Source organism: Dietzia sp. 111N12-1 (genome assembly GCF_001658045.1).
GTDB lineage: Bacteria > Actinomycetota > Actinomycetes > Mycobacteriales > Mycobacteriaceae > Dietzia > Dietzia kunjamensis.
In genome coordinates this window covers 1-18879 of sequence record NZ_LSSV01000046.1, presented here as the reverse complement: position 1 = coordinate 18879, position 18879 = coordinate 1, and the positions used below count along the sequence as shown (strand labels likewise).

The 18879-nt window shown below is 71.1% G+C and carries 16 protein-coding genes and 1 riboswitch; of the genes, 10 read left to right on the top strand and 6 right to left on the bottom strand.

The window, feature by feature from the left end:
• Positions 1–115: 115 nt before the first annotated feature.
• On the bottom strand, positions 116–1468 hold the full coding sequence (locus AYO52_RS11780; RefSeq protein ID WP_067717458.1) for an alpha/beta hydrolase domain-containing protein: 1353 nt from the start codon (positions 1466–1468) through the stop codon (positions 116–118).
• 50 nt (positions 1469–1518) lie between these two features.
• Entirely contained in the window at positions 1519–2274 is a 756-nt protein-coding gene (locus AYO52_RS11775) for a hypothetical protein (protein ID WP_067717456.1), read from the bottom strand.
• 248 nt (positions 2275–2522) lie between these two features.
• Between AYO52_RS11775 and AYO52_RS11770 the strand changes: the two genes are divergently transcribed.
• From AYO52_RS11770 to AYO52_RS11760, 3 genes are all read left to right on the top strand, one after another.
• Positions 2523–3347: an acyl-CoA thioesterase II gene (locus AYO52_RS11770; protein ID WP_067717454.1), complete on the top strand. Its 825-nt coding sequence runs from the start codon at positions 2523–2525 to the stop codon at positions 3345–3347.
• A 45-nt stretch (positions 3348–3392) separates the two neighbouring features.
• A complete protein-coding gene (locus AYO52_RS11765) occupies positions 3393–5030 on the top strand; it encodes an acyl-CoA dehydrogenase family protein (RefSeq protein ID WP_067717451.1) in 1638 nt (545 codons plus the stop codon).
• A 157-nt stretch (positions 5031–5187) separates the two neighbouring features.
• The gene (locus AYO52_RS11760) at positions 5188–6555 is read left to right on the top strand and encodes a cytochrome P450 (protein ID WP_067717448.1); all 1368 of its coding nucleotides are present in this window, start codon (positions 5188–5190) and stop codon (positions 6553–6555) included.
• Between the two features lie 316 nt (positions 6556–6871).
• On the opposite strand, the gene AYO52_RS11755 is transcribed toward AYO52_RS11760, so the two are convergent.
• Together AYO52_RS11755 and AYO52_RS11750 are read right to left on the bottom strand one after the other, a co-directional pair.
• Positions 6872–8506, bottom strand: coding sequence for a long-chain fatty acid--CoA ligase (locus tag AYO52_RS11755; RefSeq protein ID WP_067717445.1), 1635 nt, complete (start codon positions 8504–8506; stop codon positions 6872–6874).
• Between the two features lie 87 nt (positions 8507–8593).
• Positions 8594–9010 carry a carboxymuconolactone decarboxylase family protein gene (locus AYO52_RS11750; RefSeq protein ID WP_067717462.1) on the bottom strand — a complete coding sequence of 139 codons (417 nt, stop codon included), beginning with the start codon at positions 9008–9010 and terminating at the stop codon, positions 8594–8596.
• A 216-nt stretch (positions 9011–9226) separates the two neighbouring features.
• Positions 9227–9287: riboswitch (cobalamin riboswitch) on the top strand.
• Between the two features lie 112 nt (positions 9288–9399).
• Here AYO52_RS11750 and AYO52_RS11745 point away from each other — a divergent pair.
• From AYO52_RS11745 to AYO52_RS11730, 4 genes are read left to right on the top strand one after another with little or no spacing between them, the layout of a single operon-like run.
• Positions 9400–10338 (top strand): ABC transporter substrate-binding protein, encoded by a 939-nt coding sequence (locus AYO52_RS11745; protein ID WP_067717442.1) that lies wholly within the window; start codon positions 9400–9402, stop codon positions 10336–10338.
• Positions 10335–11363 carry an iron ABC transporter permease gene (locus tag AYO52_RS11740; protein WP_067717441.1) on the top strand — a complete coding sequence of 343 codons (1029 nt, stop codon included), beginning with the start codon at positions 10335–10337 and terminating at the stop codon, positions 11361–11363. The genes AYO52_RS11745 and AYO52_RS11740 overlap by 4 nt, the downstream gene beginning before the upstream one ends.
• Entirely contained in the window at positions 11360–12235 is an 876-nt protein-coding gene (locus AYO52_RS11735) for an ABC transporter ATP-binding protein (RefSeq protein ID WP_067717440.1), read from the top strand. Before AYO52_RS11740 ends, AYO52_RS11735 begins: the two co-directional genes overlap by 4 nt.
• The gene (locus tag AYO52_RS11730; RefSeq protein ID WP_067717439.1) at positions 12235–13056 is read left to right on the top strand and encodes an MBL fold metallo-hydrolase; all 822 of its coding nucleotides are present in this window, start codon (positions 12235–12237) and stop codon (positions 13054–13056) included. The genes AYO52_RS11735 and AYO52_RS11730 overlap by 1 nt, the downstream gene beginning before the upstream one ends.
• A 27-nt stretch (positions 13057–13083) precedes the next feature.
• On the opposite strand, the gene AYO52_RS11725 is transcribed toward AYO52_RS11730, so the two are convergent.
• A complete protein-coding gene (locus tag AYO52_RS11725; RefSeq protein ID WP_067717435.1) occupies positions 13084–13689 on the bottom strand; it encodes a TetR/AcrR family transcriptional regulator in 606 nt (201 codons plus the stop codon).
• A complete protein-coding gene (locus AYO52_RS11720) occupies positions 13682–16060 on the bottom strand; it encodes an MMPL family transporter (RefSeq protein WP_067717432.1) in 2379 nt (792 codons plus the stop codon). Before AYO52_RS11720 ends, AYO52_RS11725 begins: the two co-directional genes overlap by 8 nt.
• A 233-nt stretch (positions 16061–16293) precedes the next feature.
• Between AYO52_RS11720 and AYO52_RS11715 the strand changes: the two genes are divergently transcribed.
• The 3 genes from AYO52_RS11715 to AYO52_RS11705 form a co-directional block, all read left to right on the top strand.
• Positions 16294–17688, top strand: coding sequence for an MBL fold metallo-hydrolase (locus AYO52_RS11715; protein WP_067717460.1), 1395 nt, complete (start codon positions 16294–16296; stop codon positions 17686–17688).
• Between the two features lie 119 nt (positions 17689–17807).
• The gene (locus AYO52_RS11710; RefSeq protein ID WP_067717429.1) at positions 17808–18404 is read left to right on the top strand and encodes a rhodanese-like domain-containing protein; all 597 of its coding nucleotides are present in this window, start codon (positions 17808–17810) and stop codon (positions 18402–18404) included.
• Between the two features lie 42 nt (positions 18405–18446).
• The coding region (locus AYO52_RS11705; protein ID WP_156523593.1) for a sulfite exporter TauE/SafE family protein at positions 18447–18879 on the top strand (433 nt) is incomplete at its 3' end.

Sequence of the window (18879 nt, the reverse complement as noted above, 5' to 3'; positions counted from 1 at the left end):
GAAGCTGCGAAATCCCGCCAAACGAGGTTGAGAGTCACAGCGAGAACAGTGCAAGGCTCGCCGTCCCGCACGGGTGTACCTCATCGGAGCATATGCGCCCCCGGCCGGCCCACGCTCACCAGCTGATGCGCTCCGGGCGGGCGTCGGCGAGGATCTCCGCGCGGTCATCGGCCAGCAGGAAACCCTCGGCGATGAGCCGGTCGGTGGCCTCCTCGTAGGCCCGCAGGTACTCGTCGCGGCCCGACCACCGCTGCCGCAACCGCTCCTCGGCCACCTCCTCCGTGCGACCGAGGAGCATGCAGAACGGCGCGGACTGCGGGTACGGCGCACCGACCAATCTCTCCACCGGCGCCTCCACGGCCGGGGTCCGCACGCCACCCCGGCCGATGCCCAGATCGCCCGGGACCACCTCGTCGTCGTCGAGTTCGACCGGTGGCGCGGCAGGCGGTCGCGCCCCGCCGGCCACCCACGACACCAGGTGACGCAGCGCGGCCCGCACCACGAACACCTGCTGGCCACTGTTGATGGCGCCCCCGCAGTCGACCAGGCCCGCCAGCTCACCCAACTGGTAGGCGTCCGCGTGCGCCTGGCCCGCGATCTCCCAGGTGACGATGGCTTTCGAGTCGGGCTGACGCGAGCGGGCCGAGTCGAGCAACCCGCCCAGATCACCCTCGGCCTGGACGACGAACACGGGGGTGTCGAGGTCGTCGCGCAGGAGCATGGTGGACGAGCGGACGGCGGTGGCGATGCCGGCCGCGCAGCCACGGTCGTCGAACGGCAGCGCGCCCCCGCCGCGGCTGTGCAACAGGAACCCGTCGAACACGCCGACCAGCGGGTGCACACCGTCGATGTAAGAGGTCAGGGCGATCGCCGACTGCGACTCCCCGATCGCGAGCACCGTCTCCGGCACCAGCCCGGCCAGCGGGCCGTCGTCGCGCGCCTCGCGGCAGAACCGGCCCACCTGGGTCACGATGTCGTACGAGTACGCGTCCCCCGGGTGGCGGAGCTCGCCGTAGCGCTCGGCCCGCTGCGCCCGCAGGCCGACGGTCTGCCCGCCCATCCCTACGGCGGCGTCGCCACCCTCCACGCCGATGAACTGCGCCGACACCCCGACCCACGCGTGGCCGGCGCGGACGATCTCATCGGCGAGGTAGGTGTACTCCGGCGCGGCGTCCTCGCCGCCGCTGACGTTGAGCCACTCGACCAGCACCACGCCGCTGAACCGGGCGGCGTCGGGGCGGCGGACCAGCACGCGGGTGGCGAACGGCGCCGAATCGGCCTGAGCCAGCTGGATGCGCCCGTCGGTGGGCAGTTCGCCGACCGAGTAGGACACCGCCTCACCGGACGCCGCCCACTCCGACTCCGTGAACCCCGCCACCGCGAGGTCCGGGCCCGGGCGGGCGGCCATGGGCGGGGCGATCCGCCCCTCGGTGAGTTCGGTGAACGTCGGCGTCTGGACTGGCTGCATGATCCAGATTCTCTCCCGACCGACGCCCGATCCGGATCCCTTTCGCGTCGCTACCCGCCGTCCGCGGCCGCGTCGTTGCCCGGCGAGGTGGATGTCGGCACCTGGGTGGGCGTGGAGGACGCCGGCGTGGTGGCAGTGGTCCTCGAGGTGCTCGCCGGAGATGACGTCGACTCCTCCGACGGCGACCCGGTCCGCGTACTCGTGCGAGTCGGGGAGGTCGTGGCCGGGGACACGGTCGTCGCGCGAGGCGTGGGCGTGGACGCGACCGTCGCCGCCCCCAGCGCCGGCGGGGCGCTCCGGCCCCGTGACGAGCAGTCCCCCAGGTGCTTCTGCGCCATCCACGCCGGGGCGCCCAGGGCGATCGCCTCGTCCGGACACGTCCCCAGGTAGATCGACACGTCCCCGACCCTGCGCCACCTGCCGTCGGAATACGCGACCCAGTAGGGGTCGCCCGACACCGCGCTGGCCATGACCGCCCACCCGGATCCGCAGTCGATGATCCGCGCGCCGCTGTTCGGGTACAACAGGTCGGCGTTGATCACCCCGGCGTCGCACTCCGGTCCCGACACCTCGAGCATCCCGGTGATCTCCGGCGCGGAGGAGCGTGGCATGAGCCGCGACATGCGGGGCGACGAGGGCGAGGTCGCAGGGGAGGACGTCGTGGCGTAGGTGGCCACCGGTTCCGAGCGCTGGTCTCCGAGTCTGACGATAGCCACCACGCCGAACGCCACGACGAGCACGGCGGCGAGCGCCGCGGCGGCAGCGATCAGCGTTCTCGAGGCGGCGAACTCGGGCAGTCCGGTCATCGCGCGTCTCCTGCACGTTCGGAGCCACACATTGTGAGGTCGTCTTTACTATATAAACGACGTCAAGAGTGTCAACTGATTTCACCCGCCCCACCTGCGCGGCCGCTGCCTCGCAACCCCGAGAAAAGCCGGACGATCCCCGGTGGCGGGCGTTCTTCGTCGTCGTCGCCCCTCTCCTCGGTACGGTGAGCCCGCGCCCATCTTCGCGCCCACCCCCGCGCCCATCCCCTCGCCCCACAGGAGGTCCCGTGACCGGTCAGGACGCCCCCACCCACGTGTTCGACGAGGCCGTCGCGCTGGAGCCGATCGGCGAGAACCGCTTCCGCGGCCGCACCCACGCCGCGTGGGCCAACATGGTGGGGCCGTTCGGCGGCATCACCGCGGCCACCATGCTGGGCGCGATCCTGCAGCACCCCGAGAAGCACGGCGACCCGCTCGCGCTGACCCTCAACTACGCCGGGCCGGTCGCCGAGGGCGAGTTCCAGATCGAGGCCCGCCCCGCCCGCACCAACCGCTCCAACCAGCACTGGTGGGTGGAGATGCGCCAGGGCGACGAGGTCGTCACCACCGCCACCGCGATCACCGGCCTGCGCCGCGAGACGTGGTCGGAGACCGAGACCGCCCCGCCGGCCGTCCCCGCGCCGGAGGAACTCACCGCCGCGGCGGCGGACCGCGGGGTGCGGTGGGTCGACAACTACGACATGCGGTTCGTCACCGGTGGGTGGGACGACGTGGCCTCCGGTGAGGAGCAACCGGAGTCGACGACGACGATGTGGATCCGCGACGCCCAGCCCCGCGGACTCGACCATCTCGCCCTGACGTCCCTGTGTGATTCGTTCTTCCCGAGGTCGTTCCTCCGGCTCGGTCGGCCGGTCCCGGCGGGCACGGTGACGTTGACGATCCACTTCCTGGCCACCGCCGACGAGATCGCCGCCCAGGGCACCGACTTCCTGCTCGGGAGCGTGCACTCGCACCGGTTCCACGGCAACTACCACGACGAAGCCGCGCGCCTGTGGAGCCGCGACGGCACGCTGCTGGCCACGGGCACGCAGCTTATGTATTTCAAGAACTGAGTATCTCAAGAACTGAGCATCTCAAGAACTAGAGGGGGAGCACCCATGTCCTCGACCCGACACCGCAGTACCCACGAGGTCCTCAACCAGGCGCCGCCCCGCGTGGACGTGGACGAGTACGCCCTCAACCCGGCACTGCAGGAGGCCGTCGCGGTGTTCTCGCCGCACGCCCGCGTCGAGAGGTTCCACGAGATCGGCCGCCACGTGGGCACCGAGCAGTACCAACACGACGCGGAACTGGCCAACACCCTCACGCCGGTGCACCGCGCCCACGACCGGTGGGGCAACCGGGTCGACGAGATCGAGTTCCACCCCGCCTACCACCGGATCATGGAGTACTCGGTGTCCCGCGGCCTGCACACCTCGGCGTGGGCCGACCCGGGGCCGGGAGCGAACGTCGAGCGGGCCGTGGGGTTCATGCTGGTGTCGCAGATCGAGGCCGGCCACGGATGCCCGCTGTCGATGACGCACGCGGTGGTCCCGTCGCTGCGGTTGAGCCCCGAGCTGGCCGCCGAGTGGGAGCCGGCGCTGCTGTCGACGGTGTACGACCCCGAGCTGCGCGACCCCGCCACCAAGTCGGGCGTGCTGTTCGGGATGGCCATGACCGAGAAGCAAGGCGGCTCGGACGTCCGCGCCAACACCACCACCGCCGAGCCCGTCGGTGACGGTGACTGCCACGTCCTGCGCGGGCACAAGTGGTTCTGCTCGGCCCCGCAGTCGGACGCGTTCCTCGTCCTGGCGCAGGCGCCGGCCGGCCTGAGCTGCTTCCTCGTCCCGCGGGTCCTGCCCGGCGGCGAGCAGAACCCGTTCCTCGTGCAGCGCCTCAAGGACAAGCTGGGGAACAAGTCCAACGCGTCCTCGGAGGTGGAGTTCGACGGCACGCTCGGCTGGATGGTCGGCGAACCCGGCCGCGGGGTGCGCACGATCATCGAGATGGTCGGCCGGACCCGCCTGGACTGCGTCCTCGGGGCGGCGGCGGGCATGCGCCAGGGCGTGGCCGAGGCGGCGTGGCACGCCCGGCACCGGGCCGCGTTCGGCGCGACGCTGGTGGACCAGCCCGCGATGGCCGCGGTCCTGGCGGACCTGCAGCTCGAGGCGGAGGCCGCGACGTGGACCGCGCTGCGCCTGGCCTCGGCCTACGACGACGAGGAGTTCGCCCCCTACCGCCGGCTCGCCACCGCGGTCGCCAAGTACTGGATCTGCAAGCGCGGGCCGAACCACGCCTACGAATCGCTGGAGTGCCTCGGCGGCAACGGGTACACCGAGTCGTTCCCGCTCGCCCGCCGCTACCGGGAGCAGCCGGTCCTCGCGGTGTGGGAGGGCTCGGGCAACGTCATCGCGCTCGACGTGCTGCGCGCGATGGCCCGCGAACCCGAGTCCGTGGCCGCGTTCGACGTCGAACTGGCCGCGCAGCTGGGCGGTCACGAGCTGTACGACCGGCACGTCGAGCGGGTGCGCGCGCTGATCGGCCGCTCGGCCGCCGACCCGGGCGCTGCCCCCGGGATCGCCCGCCGCCTGGTGGAAGCGATGGCGCTGGCCCAGCAGGGCGCGGTCCTGCTGGCCCACGCTCCGGCCCCGGTCGCGGAGGCGTTCTGCCTGGCCCGGCTCGGCGACGACCGCTCGGCCGAGTACGGCGCCCTGCCCGACGGCGTGGACATCGACACACTGGTCGCCCGAGCCTGAGTCAGGCGGGGCGGCCGGCTGGCGGAGGCACGGCCAGCGGGACTGCCGGCTGGCCGGGCCGGGCCGGGTGAAAGAAACGACACCGCCGGTTTCGGTAATCGCGTGACAACTAGTGACGGCTGTCACACACTGGGGTCACCCGACAACGAGGTGCCTGATGTCCATCCCTGGTGATCCGCGGGAGAGGGTCTACCGACCCGGCCCGGCCCCACTGCGCTCCAAGCTGCCGATCCTCGGCGGCACGCTCGAATACGTCCACAGCCCGCTGGCGACCATGGCCCGCCGCTATCGCGATCACGGACCCGTCTCCGACCTCAGCTTCCTCGGCGCCACGTGGACCGCCCTGATCGGCCCCGACGCCTGCCAGGCCGCGTTGCAGAACGCGGACAAGGCGTTCGCCAGCGGCCCCGGCTGGGGATACCTGGTGGGTCCGTTCTTCAACCGCGGGCTGATGCTGCTCGACTTCGAGGAGCACCACCACTACCGCCACATCATGCAGGAGGCGTTCACCCGTCCCCGGCTCGAGGGCTACACCCGCAGACTCGCCCCGCTGGTCGACGAGGGCATCGGCGCCTGGGCCCCGGACCGGGCGTTCCAGATCTATCCCGCGCTCAAGACGCACACCCTCGACCTGGCGACCGAGGTGTTCATGGGGGGCGCGGAGTACGCCGCACCCGGGGAGCTCGACAAGGTCAACACCGCGTTCGTCGACTGCGTCCAGGCCGCGAACGGCTATGTCCGTTCCACCGCGGTGCCGTTCACCAAGTGGGGCCGAGCGGCGCGGGGGCGCCGGCTGCTCGAGGAGTTCCTGCGCCGCCACCTGCCGGCCCGGCGCGCCAACCCGGGAGAGGACCTGTTCTCCGCCCTGTGCCAGGTGGCGGACGCCTCCGGCGGGATCGACGACGACGACATCATCAACCAGATGATCTTCCTGCTCATGGCCGCGCACGACACCACCACGAGCACGGTGACGTCGATGGTCTACGAGCTCGGCCGCGACGTCCAGTGGCAGGAGCGGCTCCGCCGCCAGTGCCAGGACCTGGGTCCGAACCCCACCATGGCCGAGCTGGAGGAGCTGCCCGATCTGGCGTTGGTGATGAAGGAGTCGCTACGCCTGCACCCGCCGGTGCCGGTGATGGCGCGCAAGGCGGTCAAGGACACCGAGATCCTGGGCGTGGAGATCCCGGCCGGACGACTCACCTCGATCATGCCGCTGTACTCGCACCACATGCCCGAGTACTGGACGGACCCGGAGATCTTCGACCCCGAACGCTTCTCCGACGAGCGGCGGGAGGACAAGTCGCACCGCTTCGCGTGGGAGCCGTTCGGCGGCGGGGTGCACAAGTGCCTCGGCATAATCTTCGCCAACCTCGAGTCCAAGCTGGTGCTCAGCGCGCTGCTACGCCACTTCGAGTGGTCGGTCCCGCTGGCCTACGTGCCGCCCATGAAGAACGACTCGCTGCCCTACCCCGCGGACGGACTGCACGTCTCGCTCCGGCCGCTGGCACGCGTCGCCGCGAACTGACCCGCCGCCCGCCCCGCCTCCGCCGTCCAGAGGATTTCGCCTGTATCGCCCGAGTGGGTCTGAGCGAAATCCTCTGCTCGGCGATGATGCCGCGGCGGCGGGGGGGGGCGGGACGGCCAGCGTGTCGGCCGGCGGGACGGCCAGCGTGGCGGCGGCCAGCGTGGCGGCGGCCAGCGTGGCGGCCGGCGTGGCGGCCGGCGGGACGGTTGGCACCGAGCAGCCAGTAGCGCAGAAGCAGGGCCCGGGGGCGGTCATACCGCAATCCCGGGCCCTCCGCTGGCCGACGACGCGTTCCCGCGTTCGACCTTCCGCCTGCCTAGTTCTCCAGGGCGTTCACCACGGTGAGTTCGCCGTCGGAATGCGAGACGCGGATGCGCTTCTTGTCGAGCTTGCCGACGGAGGTCTTGGGGATCTCGTGGACGAACGCGAACTTCTCGGGCACCTGCCACTTGGCCATCCGTTCGGCCAGGTGATCGCGCAGCTCCTCGACGCTCGGGTCGGGCACACCGTCCTTGACGACGATGGTGGCCAGCGGCCGCTCGTCCCACTTGGGGTCGGGGACACCGATCACGGCGGCCTCCGCCACGGACGGGTGCTCGAGGAGGTAGTTCTCCACCTCGACGGACGAGATCCACTCGCCACCGGACTTGATGATGTCCTTCGCGCGGTCGGTGAGCTGCAGGAACGCCTCGGGCTTGATATACCCCACGTCGCCGGTGCGCAGCCAGCCGTCGTCGAAGGAGTCCGAGGCGTCCACCTTGTAGTAACTGCCGGTGATCCACGGGCCGCGGACCTCCAGCTCGCCGACGGACTCGCCGTCCCATGGCAGGGCCTGGCCGGAATCGTCGACGATACGGGCCTTCACGCCGGCGATGAGTCGGCCCTGCGTCATGCGGAGCTCGAACTGCTTCTCCTCCGGCAGGGAGGCCTTCGGGCGGGACAGGGTGCCGATGGGCGAGGTCTCGGTCATGCCCCACGCGTGGACGATGTTGATCCCGTATTTGTCCCGGAACTTGCGGATCAGCTCCGGCGGGCACGAGCTGCCGCCCACGACGACCGCACGGAAGCTCGACATGTCGATGGGGTGGTCCACGCTGTACGCGTCCACTGCCTGCCAGATCGTGGGGACGGCGGCGGCCAGCGTCGGACGCTCGGAGGCGATCATCGCGGCCAGCGGCTCGGGCTGTAGGAAACGCTCCGGCAAGAGCAGCGAGGCGCCCACCATGAACGCGGCGTACGGCAGGCCCCACGACATGGCGTGGAACATCGGCACGATCGCCAGCACGTTGTCGTCAAGCGAGATGTCCATGCCGTCGGACATGCACACCTGCATCGAGTGGAGGTAGATCGACCGGTGCGAGTAGACGACGCCCTTCGGGTCGCCGGTGGTGCCCGAGGTGTAGGCCATCGCGGCGCCGGAGTTCTCGTCGACCTCCGGCCAATCGAACTCGATGGGCTGGGCGGCGAGGAGCGCGTCGTAGTCGTGCACCTGGATGCCCTCGGGAGCCTCGAGGTTCGCGGCGCCCCCACCGGTGACGATGACGTGCTCGACCGTCGAGAACCGGGGCAGGAGCGGCTGCAGGAGCGGGACGAGGCTCGGGTCGACGATCACGACCTTGTCCTCTGCGTGGTTGGCCACGAACTCGAGCTGGTCCGGGAACAGCCGGATGTTCAGCGGATGCAGCACGGCGCCCATGGACGGGATCGCGAGGTAGGCCTCCAAGTGCTCGGAGTTGTTCCACTGGAATGTGGCGACCCGCTGGTCACCGTCGACCCCCAGGGAACGCAGCGCGTTGGCCAGCTGCGCGGCGTGCTTGCCCAGATCGCCGTAGGTGATCTTCCGTGGTCCCTGATCGGTCCAGGTGGTGACGACCGCATCGGAGTGGACGGTCGCACCGAACTGCAGGATCGTGCTGATGTTCAACTGCTCCGGCATCATCGTGCTCTTCATGAGGGGCTCCTTGATCGAGGGGTGGCGTCTGTCACTCTCGTGTCGAGACTACCTGACGTCCATGACGTCCTTGGGCCGTGTGGGCGATCACCCGTCGAGGTCGTCGAAGACGGTCTGGACGGTCCTCGTCGCCGCGAGGGCCGCCGGCGCGCCGCAGTACTCCGAGGCGTGGATGACCGCCTCGGTGGTCTCCTCGCGGGTCAACCCGTTGGTCAACCCGCCGCGTACATGCCCCGCCGGCTCGGCGTCCGCGCGCAGTGCCACGAGCATCCCGATATTAAGCAGGCTGCGATCCCGTCGGTCCAACCCGGGCCGGTTCCAGATGTTGCCCCACACGTTCTCTGCGACCACGTGCTGGATCGCCTCCGACTCCGTCCCGACAGCCCGGTCCATGGCCCGGTCGACGAAGTCGTCGCTCATCACCTCGCGCCTGGTCGCGAAACCCTGCTCGCGCAGATCCGCGGCCGAAGGCCCCTCGCCTGCAGAACTCGTCGTCGTCGTCATCTCCACGGTCCTCTCCCACTGCCGACAGGTATCGCGATCCATCCTCCCCGACCGTCGTCACCAGCTCCGCGTGCCCTCGCCCCGCCCCGGCCAGGCGCGGGGCGGCTCGGACAGGGGCGGCAGCGGAGGCGCAGGATGGGCGGACGCGGCGACGGGTGGGATACCCTCGACGGGTCCGGCCACCAGCGTCGGACCCCCCGCGGCAACTCGGCGGAAGTCGGTGCGAATCCGACGCTGTCCCGCAACTGTGATCCCGTCCCCGGACGGGCGAGCCAGGTCGGCCGGTGCCGCGGTAGCCGTACGTACTGACCTCGGACGAAGGACGGTCGCGTGCAGCGGCCCAGGCCGCGGCCCGAGCTGTTTTCTTCCTCCGAATCACGGAGGATGCCATGCACCATCCACGAGCCCGCTCGCTGCTGCTCGCCCCCCTGGCCGCCCTGGCGCTGGTCGCCTCCGCGTGCAGCGGCAGCGGCACCGGCGGCGACGAGCCGGCCCCGGCCGACCAGACCTCCGCCGCGGCGGAGGAACCGCAGGCGATCGTGTCGCTGGCCCCCACCACCACCGAGATGCTCTACGCCGTCGGCGCCGGGGACAGCGTCGTGGCGGTCGACGAGCGGTCCGACTTCCCCTCCGACGCCCCGGTCACCGACCTGTCCGGGTACACGCCCAACCTCGAGGCGATCCTGGGATACGCGCCGGACCTCGTCGTGCTCACCGACGACACCGGGGACATCGTGGCCGGCCTCGAACGCTCCGGCGTCGAGGTGCTGCAGCTGCCCGCCGCGCAGACCCTCGACGACACCTACACCCAGCTCGAGCAGGTCGGGGCGGCCACCGGGCACATCGGCGAGGCCGCCGAACTCGTGTCGCGGATGCAGAGCGAGATCGACGAGATCATCGCCTCCGTGCCGGAGCGCGAGACGCCGCTGACGTACTTCCACGAACTCGACGACACCTACTACACCGTCACCGACGACACCTACGTCGGCGAGATCTACTCCCTGCTCGGCCTGACCTCGATCGCCACGGGCGACAACCCCTACCCGCAGCTGTCCGAGGAACTCATCCTCGAGGCCGACCCGGACCTGGTGTTCCTCGCCGACGGCCAGTGCTGCGGCATCACGCCCGAGGTCGTGGCCGAGCGACCGGGCTGGGACGGACTCACCGCCGTGCGCGACGGCCGCGTCCACGTGGTCGACGAGGACCTGTCCAGCCGGTGGGGCCCGCGCATGGTCGACTTCATGCGCGAGGTCGCCGCGATCGTCACCTCGGTGCCCGATGCCGCGCCGGAGACCGCGGGGAGCCCCGCGAACCAGCCCGCCTCGTGACCCGCCCGTCGCCCCGCCACGCCCTCGTGCTGGGCGGGGCGACGCTGTTGCTGGCCGCGGCGGTCCTGATCGGCACCCTCATCGGCCCGGCCGGCCTCACCCCGGGCGGCGTGGTGCTCGAGCTGGTGGGCCGGTTGCCGCTGGTCGACATCGACTCCGGGTTCACCGAGCGTCAGCGGGTCATCCTGTGGGAGATCCGCATCCCGCGCGTGGTGCTGGGCGCGATCGTCGGCGCGATGCTGGCGATCGCCGGGGCCACCTACCAGGGCGTGTTCCGCAACCCGCTCGCCGACCCGTACCTGCTGGGGGTGTCCAGCGGGGCGGGGCTGGGCGCCACCCTGGCGATCGTCGTGGGCGGCGCGATGGGCTCGGCGATGGTGCCGCCCGCCGCGTTCGCCGGCGGCATGATCGCGGTGCTGGCCACCTACACGCTGGGCCGCAGTGTCGGCGGCGGACGCAGCGAGGTGGTCATCATCCTCGCCGGCGTCGCCGTGGCGGCGTTCGCCAGCGCCATCCAGACGTTCTTCATGCAGCGCCACGACGAGACCCTGCGGCAGGTGTACTCGTGGATGCTCGGCCGCCTCACGACCAGCGGCTGGACCGACGTGCAGACCGTGCTGCCGTACGTGCTCGTGGCGGTGGCCGTGATCGCCCTGTTCCGGCGCACCCTCGACGTGATGGCGGTCGGGGACGCCGAGGCCGCGACGCTCGGGATCGCCCCGGCGCGGGTGCGCCTGGTCCTCATCAGCGTGGCCACCCTCGGCACGGCGGCGGTGGTGTCCGTGTCGGGCCTGATCGGGTTCGTGGGCATCGTCATCCCGCACGCCGTGCGGATGCTCATCGGGCCGGGGCACCGGCTGCTGCTGCCGGTGTCGCTGCTGGTAGGCGCGGCGTTCCTCATCCTGGCCGACGTCGTCGCCCGCACCGCGATGAGCCCGGCCGAGCTGCCCATCGGCGTGGTCACCGCCGCCATCGGCGCCCCGTTCTTCCTCATCGTCCTGCGTCGCAGCCGGGGGCACATATGACCACCACGCCACCCGCGTCACCCGCGGCGGCCGCGTCACCCGCGCCGGTCGCCCTGGCCTGCCGCGACCTGCGCGTCACCCGGGACCGCACGGCCATCCTCCACGGCGTCGACCTCGCCGTGGACGCCGGCTCGTGGGTGTCCCTGGTGGGCCCCAACGGCTCCGGCAAGACGACCCTGCTGTTCGCGCTCGCCGGGCTCATCCCCGCCGCCGGTCACATCGAGGTCGACGGGCTGACCCCGCGCCGCGCGGGTCGCCGCAGGGTGGCACGGACCGTGGCGATGATGCCGCAGCGCCCGGTCGTCCCCGAGGGGGTCACGGCGCGCGAACTCATCGGGCTCGGCCGCACCCCGCACATCGGCCGGTTCGGCACCGAGAGCGCCGACGACCACGAGGTCGTCGACCGCGTCATCAACCGCCTGGACCTGCACGACCTGGCCTCGCGCACCGCCACGACGCTGTCCGGCGGTGAGCTGCAGCGGGTGGTGTTGGGCCGCTCGCTGGCCCAGGAACCGCGGGTCCTGCTGCTCGACGAGCCCACCAGCGCGCTGGACATCGGCCACCAGCAGCAGGTGCTCGACCTAGTGGACTCCATGCGCCGCGAGACCGGCCTGACCGTCGTGGCGGCGATGCACGACCTCACCTCCGCCGCCCACTACGGGCAGCGGCTGGTGTTGCTCGACCGGGGCCGTGTGGTGGCCGACGGCCGGCCCGAGGAGGTCCTCACCGTCGAGCGGGTGGCGCAGGTCTACGACGCGCGCGTGGAGGTCCTCGACCGCCGCGACGGCCGCGCCGTGTTGCCGCTGCGCGAGGCGGGCCCGGATCCCGCGCCCGGGTCGGCGCCCGGCGCGGCGCCGGGGGCGGGCGTCTGATGGAGGTCGTCCTGCTGGGGACCGGCGCCGCGGACGGCTGGCCCAACCCGTTCTGTCGGTGCCCGTCATGCGACGAGGCACGCCGGCTCGGCGTGGTGCGCGGCCAGACCTCCGCGCTTGTCGACGACGAGCTGCTGATCGACTGCGGACCGGAGGCGCCCGGCTCGGCCGTGCGGCTCGGACGGTCTCTGGCGGCGGTGGGACATCTGCTCGTCACGCATGCCCACGCCGACCATCTCGGACCCCAGGTCCTGCTCTTCCGCTCGTGGGTCCCCGACGCCGGCGAGCTGGAGGTGGTCGGCCCCCCGGACGCGCTCGATGCGTGTCGGCCCTGGGTGGGCCCCGACGACCCGGTGCGCTTCGTCCCCGTCACCGCCGGCGACCGGCTCAGGGTGGGCGCCTACGACGTACGCGTGTTGCCCGCCCGGCACCGCGTGTTCCGCGACGGCGACGCGGTGCTCTACGACGTGACCGGGCCCGGCGGCGCCCGCCTGCTGTGGGCGAGCGACACCGGGCCGTGGGACGACGAGTGGTTCACCGCGGTGCGCGGCGCCCGCTACGACGCGGTCTTCCTCGAGGAGACGCTGGGCGACCGCGAGGAGATCTCCCCCGCCCACCTGGGCCTGGACCGGTTCGGGGCGATGCTCCGGAGACTCCGGGACATCGGGGCGGTCGACGAGCGGACCGACGTGGTGGCCGTGCACCTGGGCCACCACAACCCGCCGCCCGACGAGCTGGCCGCGCGCCTGCGGGAGCACGGCGCGCGGGCCGGTGTCGACGGCGAACTCGTCCGCTGCGGGGAGGCTCCCCGGCTGTACTGACCCAGTCGCGCTGTTCGGTCGTGCTGCTCAGTCGCGCTCGAGGAACCTCGCGGCGCCGTGTTGGAGGAGATCGAACGCGTCGTCCAGGTAGGACTCGGCGGAGTCGGCGGGCCCGGCCCCACCCGGTCGGTGCCTGAGCACCGACGCCCCGGCGGCGAGGCTCAGGTCGACCATGACGCGGACCCGGAACCAGTTGAGCTGCGGTGCGCGGCGGCCGACCGCCTCGTAGAGCGGATCCAGGATGTTCTCGGCGATGCTGGTCCAGGCGTCCGGGCCCAGCATGAGGCCGATCTGCTCCCCGGCCACCAGCAGGTTCTCGGCGGCGTCGATGTCGTCCGCCGAGCGCCCGTAGAGCTCGTGGAAGGTCGAGCGCAGGACATCCAGTGGCGACAGGTCTGCCGGCGCCTGCTCCACCTGCCGCACCCATTCGGCGATCTGTTCGCGCAGGAAGTGCACGAACGCGTCCTCGCGGTGGGCGAAGTAGTTGTGGAACGTCCGGGTCGAGACACCCGCCCTCCCGGCGATGGCCGAGACCGTCGCCCGCTCCGCCCCCTCGGCGACCAGCAGTTCCACTGCGGCCGCCGAGAGGCGGGTGCGGGTGTCGGCCTTCTTGCGCTCACGCAGGCTAGGCATCGACGCGGGCCTTCTCACCACCGTCGGCGGATGCCACAGCGGAGCTCTCCTGCTGCCCGGTCTCCAGGGCGGAGCCCTCCACGTCGACGGTGGGGAGGATCTTGTCCAACCACCGCGGCAGGCCCCAGGCGCGCTCGCCGAGGAGGAACATCACCGCGGGGATGATCGTCATGCGGACGACGAAGGCGTCGAACAGCACGGCGACCGCCAGGGCGAAGCCCATCACCTTGATGAACTGCTCGTCGATCAGCATGAACGCGGCGAAGACGCTGATCATGATCAGGGCCGCCGCGGTGACCACGCGGGCGCCGTGCTTGAAGCCGTTGGCCACCGCGTTGTGGGCGGTCTTGCCGTGGACCCAACCCTCACGCATGCGCGAGACCAGGAAGACCTGGTAGTCCATGGCGAGCCCGAACACGATGCCGATGAGCATGATGGGCAGGAAGCTGATGACCGGCTGCGGATCGGAGATGATGCCCAGCCAGCCCTCCTGCCAGATCGCGACCGTGATGCCGAAGGTCGCCGCCACCGACAGGCCGAAGCCCAGGGCGGCGATCAGCGGCACCCAGATCGACCGGAACACCAACACGAGCAGGACGAACGCGAGCGCGAGGACGATGCCGACATACGGCAGCAGCACCTCGGTCAGACGATCGGAGATGTCCTCGTAGATCGGGGTGACGCCGGTGACGGAGTAGGTCCCCCCGGTCTCCTGCTCGAAGCCCTCGGCTCCGGACCGGATCTCCTCGAGGACGCTCGCGGCGCGCTCGTCGGTGGCACCGTACTCGGGGGTGATGAGCACCTGGGCGGCGTCACCGGCCTCGTTGGTTTCGATGATCTGCGCGTTCTCCACCCCGTCGAACGCCTGGATCTGATCCACCGCGGCGGCCCACGCCGCCGGACGCTCCTCCTCCGGCACCTGCAGGGTGTCGACGAGCGCGATCATCGGGGCGTTGCGGCCCGGGCCGAACGCTTCCTCCGTCATGTCGTACGCCATACGGTTCGGGGTGTCCGGGGCCATCGTGCCGTCGGACGGCATGGCCAGCCGCAGCTGCGCGGCCGGGATGGCCAGCAGGAGGAGCAGCAGGACACCGGCGCCCGCGAAGAGCACGGGACGGGCACGGATCCGGCGGACCCACGCCAGGCCCATCGTCGGCTTCTCGTCCTCCGGGTCGGGCGCCTTGACGCCCTTGATGCGGGCGGCGAAGAGCTTGGTGCCGACCGCGCCGAGGATGGCCGGCAGCAGCGTGATCGCGACCAGCACGGCGATCGCCACCGTCGCGGCGGCGGACAGCGCCATCGCGGTGAGGAACGGGATGTTGATGATCGACAGCGCCGCGAGGGCGATGAGCACGGTCAGTCCTGCGAAGACGACCGCGGATCCGGCCTTGCCGACCGCGAGCCCGGCGAGGTGTGCACGCTTGTGGGCGTCGATCGCCTTGAGTTTCTCCGCGAGTTCGACGGGCTCGAGATCGTTGCCGCCGATGTGTTTGACCAGCTCGGTGCGGAAGCGCGACACGATGAACAGCGCGTAGTCGATACCCACGGCCAGGCCGATCATGGACGCCAGGGTCGGCGTCATGGTGTTGATCGTGTCGGTGAAGGCGGTGGCGGCGAAGATGCCGCCGATGCCGATCCCGACGCCGATGACGCCCGTGAGCAGCGGCATGCCGGCGGCGATGAGCGAACCGAAGGTGACCAGGAGGATCACGGCGGCGACCGCGATGCCGATGATCTCGCCGACGGCGCTGATCTCGGACATCTGGAAGGCGTTGCCGGAGTACGCGATCGTCAGGTCGCCCTCGTGCTCGGCGACGACCTCGGCGAAGGCCTCGCGGTCCTCGGCCTGCACGTCCATCGTGCTCTCGGCGTCGAACCGCACCTCGACCGTGCCGGTGCTCTCGTCCGGGCTGAGCGGGCTCAACGCGGCGATATCGGCCGCGATCTGCTCCTCGGCGATGCCCTGCTCGGCCTTGGCCGCGGTCAACTGCTCCGACAGCCCCTCGGCCGCGATCACCGGGCTCACCAGCGCGTCGGTCCCGGCGAGAAAGTCCAGGCCCTGCAGATCGGCGAGGAAGGCATCGACGTCCTCGGACACCGCCGGGTCGGTGAGGGTGCTGCCCTCGGGCGCCCCGATGACGACGGTCCCCGTCGGGGCGTCGAGCTGGCTGCCCGCGCCGGCGAACCTCTCCTGCATCTCTTCCTGGGTCTCGATGGACTCCAGTCCCGGGATCGAGAAGGTGGTGCTGGTCTGCTGCGTCAGCGTGGCGGCGGCCGTGCCGACACCGACGATCAACAGCATCCAGGCTGCGATGAACCGCCATCTGAACAGGTAGGCGGACCGCCCGATGCGGTAGAGGAATGACGCCATGCGCTGGCTCCTGGTGCGTAGGTGCATTTCGCGAACCCTCACAGCTTTGCACGGCATCTGCACGATTCCACAGCCCGTGCAATCTTTTGTGGCGCAGGCCACCCTCGGACGCCACGCGCGGCGGCAGAACAGCCGCAAGGACATACCCCCAGGGTGTCTTGCGTATACCCCATGGGGTATGTATCGTCGTGGAACACCCCGACACCGGGAACCCGATCGACAAGGAGAGCAGCATGCTTCTCGAGCGCATCTACGACGAAGACCTCGCCCAGGCCGGTTACTTCATCGGCTGCCAGGCCAAGAACGAGGCGATGGTGGTGGACGCCCGCCGCGACATCCGCCAGTACCTGGACCTCGCGGCCCGGCACGGCATGACGATCACCGCCGTCACCGAGACCCACATCCACGCCGACTACCTGTCCGGCACCCGTGAGCTCGCGCAGGCCACCGGCGCGACCGCCTACGTCTCCGGCGAGGGCGGCGACGACTGGCAGTACGGGTTCGAAGCGGAGCGCCTGCACCACGGTGACCAGCTCAAGCTGGGCAACATCACCGTCGAGGTCGTGCACACCCCGGGCCACACCCCGGAGCACCTGTCGTTCCTCATCACCGACGGCGCCTTCGCGGACAGCCCCGGATACATGCTGACCGGCGACTTCGTCTTCTCCGGAGACCTCGGCCGACCGGATCTGCTCGACGAGGCCGCGGGTGGGGTCGACACCCGCTTCGAGGGCGCCAAGCAGATCTTCCGCAGCCTGAAGGACTCCTTCGTCACCCTGCCGGACCACGTCCAGGTCTTCCCCGGCCACGGTTCGGGCAGCGCCTGTGGCAAGGCCCTCGGCGCGCTGCCGTCGACCAGCGTCGGCTACGAGCGCCGCTTCGCATGGTGGGCCGGGTACGTCGAGCGTGACGACGAGCAGGGCTTCATCGACGAGATGCTCGACGGACAGCCGGACGCGCACGCCTACTTCGGCCGCATGAAGTGGCAGAACAAGGAGGGCCCGGCGGTGCTGGGCGCACTGGCCCCGCTCCGCGAGTTCGGCACCCTCGAGCTGGCCGACGCCCTCGAAGCGAACGAGGTCGTCGTCGTCGACACCCGTGGCCAGGACGAGGTCCACGCCGGCACCGTCCCCGGGGCGCTCAACATCCCCGGCGTCGACAAGGCCGCGTCCTTCGGCGCCTGGGTCTACGACCCCGAGAAGGAGGACACGCCCCTGGTGGTCCTGGCCGAGGACGTCGAGATGGCCGAGGCGCTGCGCGATCACCTGCTGCGCGTCGGAATCGACACGGTCACCGGCTACACGACCAGCTTCGAGGGTCTGCCGATGACGACCCCCGAGATGATCGGGCCGGACGAGCTCGCCTCGTTCGACTCCGCGATGGTGCTGGACGTGCGCAACAAGACCGAGCACTCCGACGGCCACATCCCGGGCTCCGAGCAGCTCAGCGGCGGCCGGGCGCTGTGGAACCTCGACCGGCTCCCGACCGACGGACCGATCGTGACCTACTGCCAGAGCGGCGTCCGCAACTCGGTCGCGGCCAGCGCCCTGCGTCGCGCCGGTTACCGCGTGGTCGAGCTCGAGGGCAGCTACGCCGCCTGGTCCGAGCGCAACCTCGCGACCGTCTGACTGGTCGCGCCCACACCCGGGGGCCGGACACCCGTCCGGCCCCCGGGTCCGGTGGCGCCCGGCGCCACCACCCCGACACCCCCACACACCCCGAACAGTCAAAGGACATCGCTTCACCCATGCTCTCCACGCTGACGAACGCCCCGACCATCGCTCCCGCCGATCTGCGAGAGGCGATGGACTCTGACACCCCGCCCACCGTCATCGACGTGCGCTCCGGGGCCGAGTTCTCCTCGGTGCACATCCGCGGCTCCTACAACGTGCCGCTGCCCCTGCTCGCCGAGCACGGTGAGGAGTTCGCCACCCGCCTGCCCGGCCAGGTCGTCCTCATCTGCCAGTCCGGAAACCGAGCCCGCCAGGCGAACGAGCGGCTCGAGTCCGTGGGCGTCGACCCCGACTCGGTGACCGTGCTCGACGGCGGCATCGCCGGCTACGAGGCCGCCGGCGGCGAGGTCGTCCGCGGCAAGGGCGCCTGGGCGATGGACCGGCAGGTCCGGATGGTCGCCGGCTCGCTCGTCCTGGCCGGCGTCACCGCCTCCAAGGTCGTCTCCCCCAAGTTCGCCTACCTCGCCAGCGCCATCGGAGCCGGGCTGACCTACTCCGCGGCGAGCAACTCCTGCGCCATGGCCGCGGGCCTGTCGAAGATGCCGTGGAACCGTTTGGCCGACGAGCCGGGCCTCGGCGCCGTCCTGGACTCGCTGCCCGCCCGCTCCTGACCGATCCCACCCCGGCGCCCCCGCCGGAGAAAGGCACCTGACATGGAGATCACCACGATCATCGTCGTGGCCCTGGCCGTCCTGGTCGGACTGTCCCTGGGCCTGCTCGGCGGGGGCGGATCCATCCTGGTCGTCCCACTGCTCACCTACATCGGTGGGCTCGACCCCAAGGAGGCGATCGCGACCTCCCTGTTCGTCGTGGGCGCCACCTCACTGGTCAGCCTCTTCGGCCACGCCCGCAAGGGCAACGTCCAGTGGCGTACGGGACTGATCTTCGGCGCCGCCGGCATGGTGGGCGCGTTCCTCGGCGGACTGGCCGGCGGCTACATCCCCGGCACCGTCCTCATGGTCGCCTTCGCGATCATGATGATCGCCACCGCCGGCGCCATGATCAAGGGACGCAAGGACCGCGACGGGCAGAGCAACGATCACCACCACCCGCTGTGGCGGATCCTGCTCGACGGCCTCGTCGTGG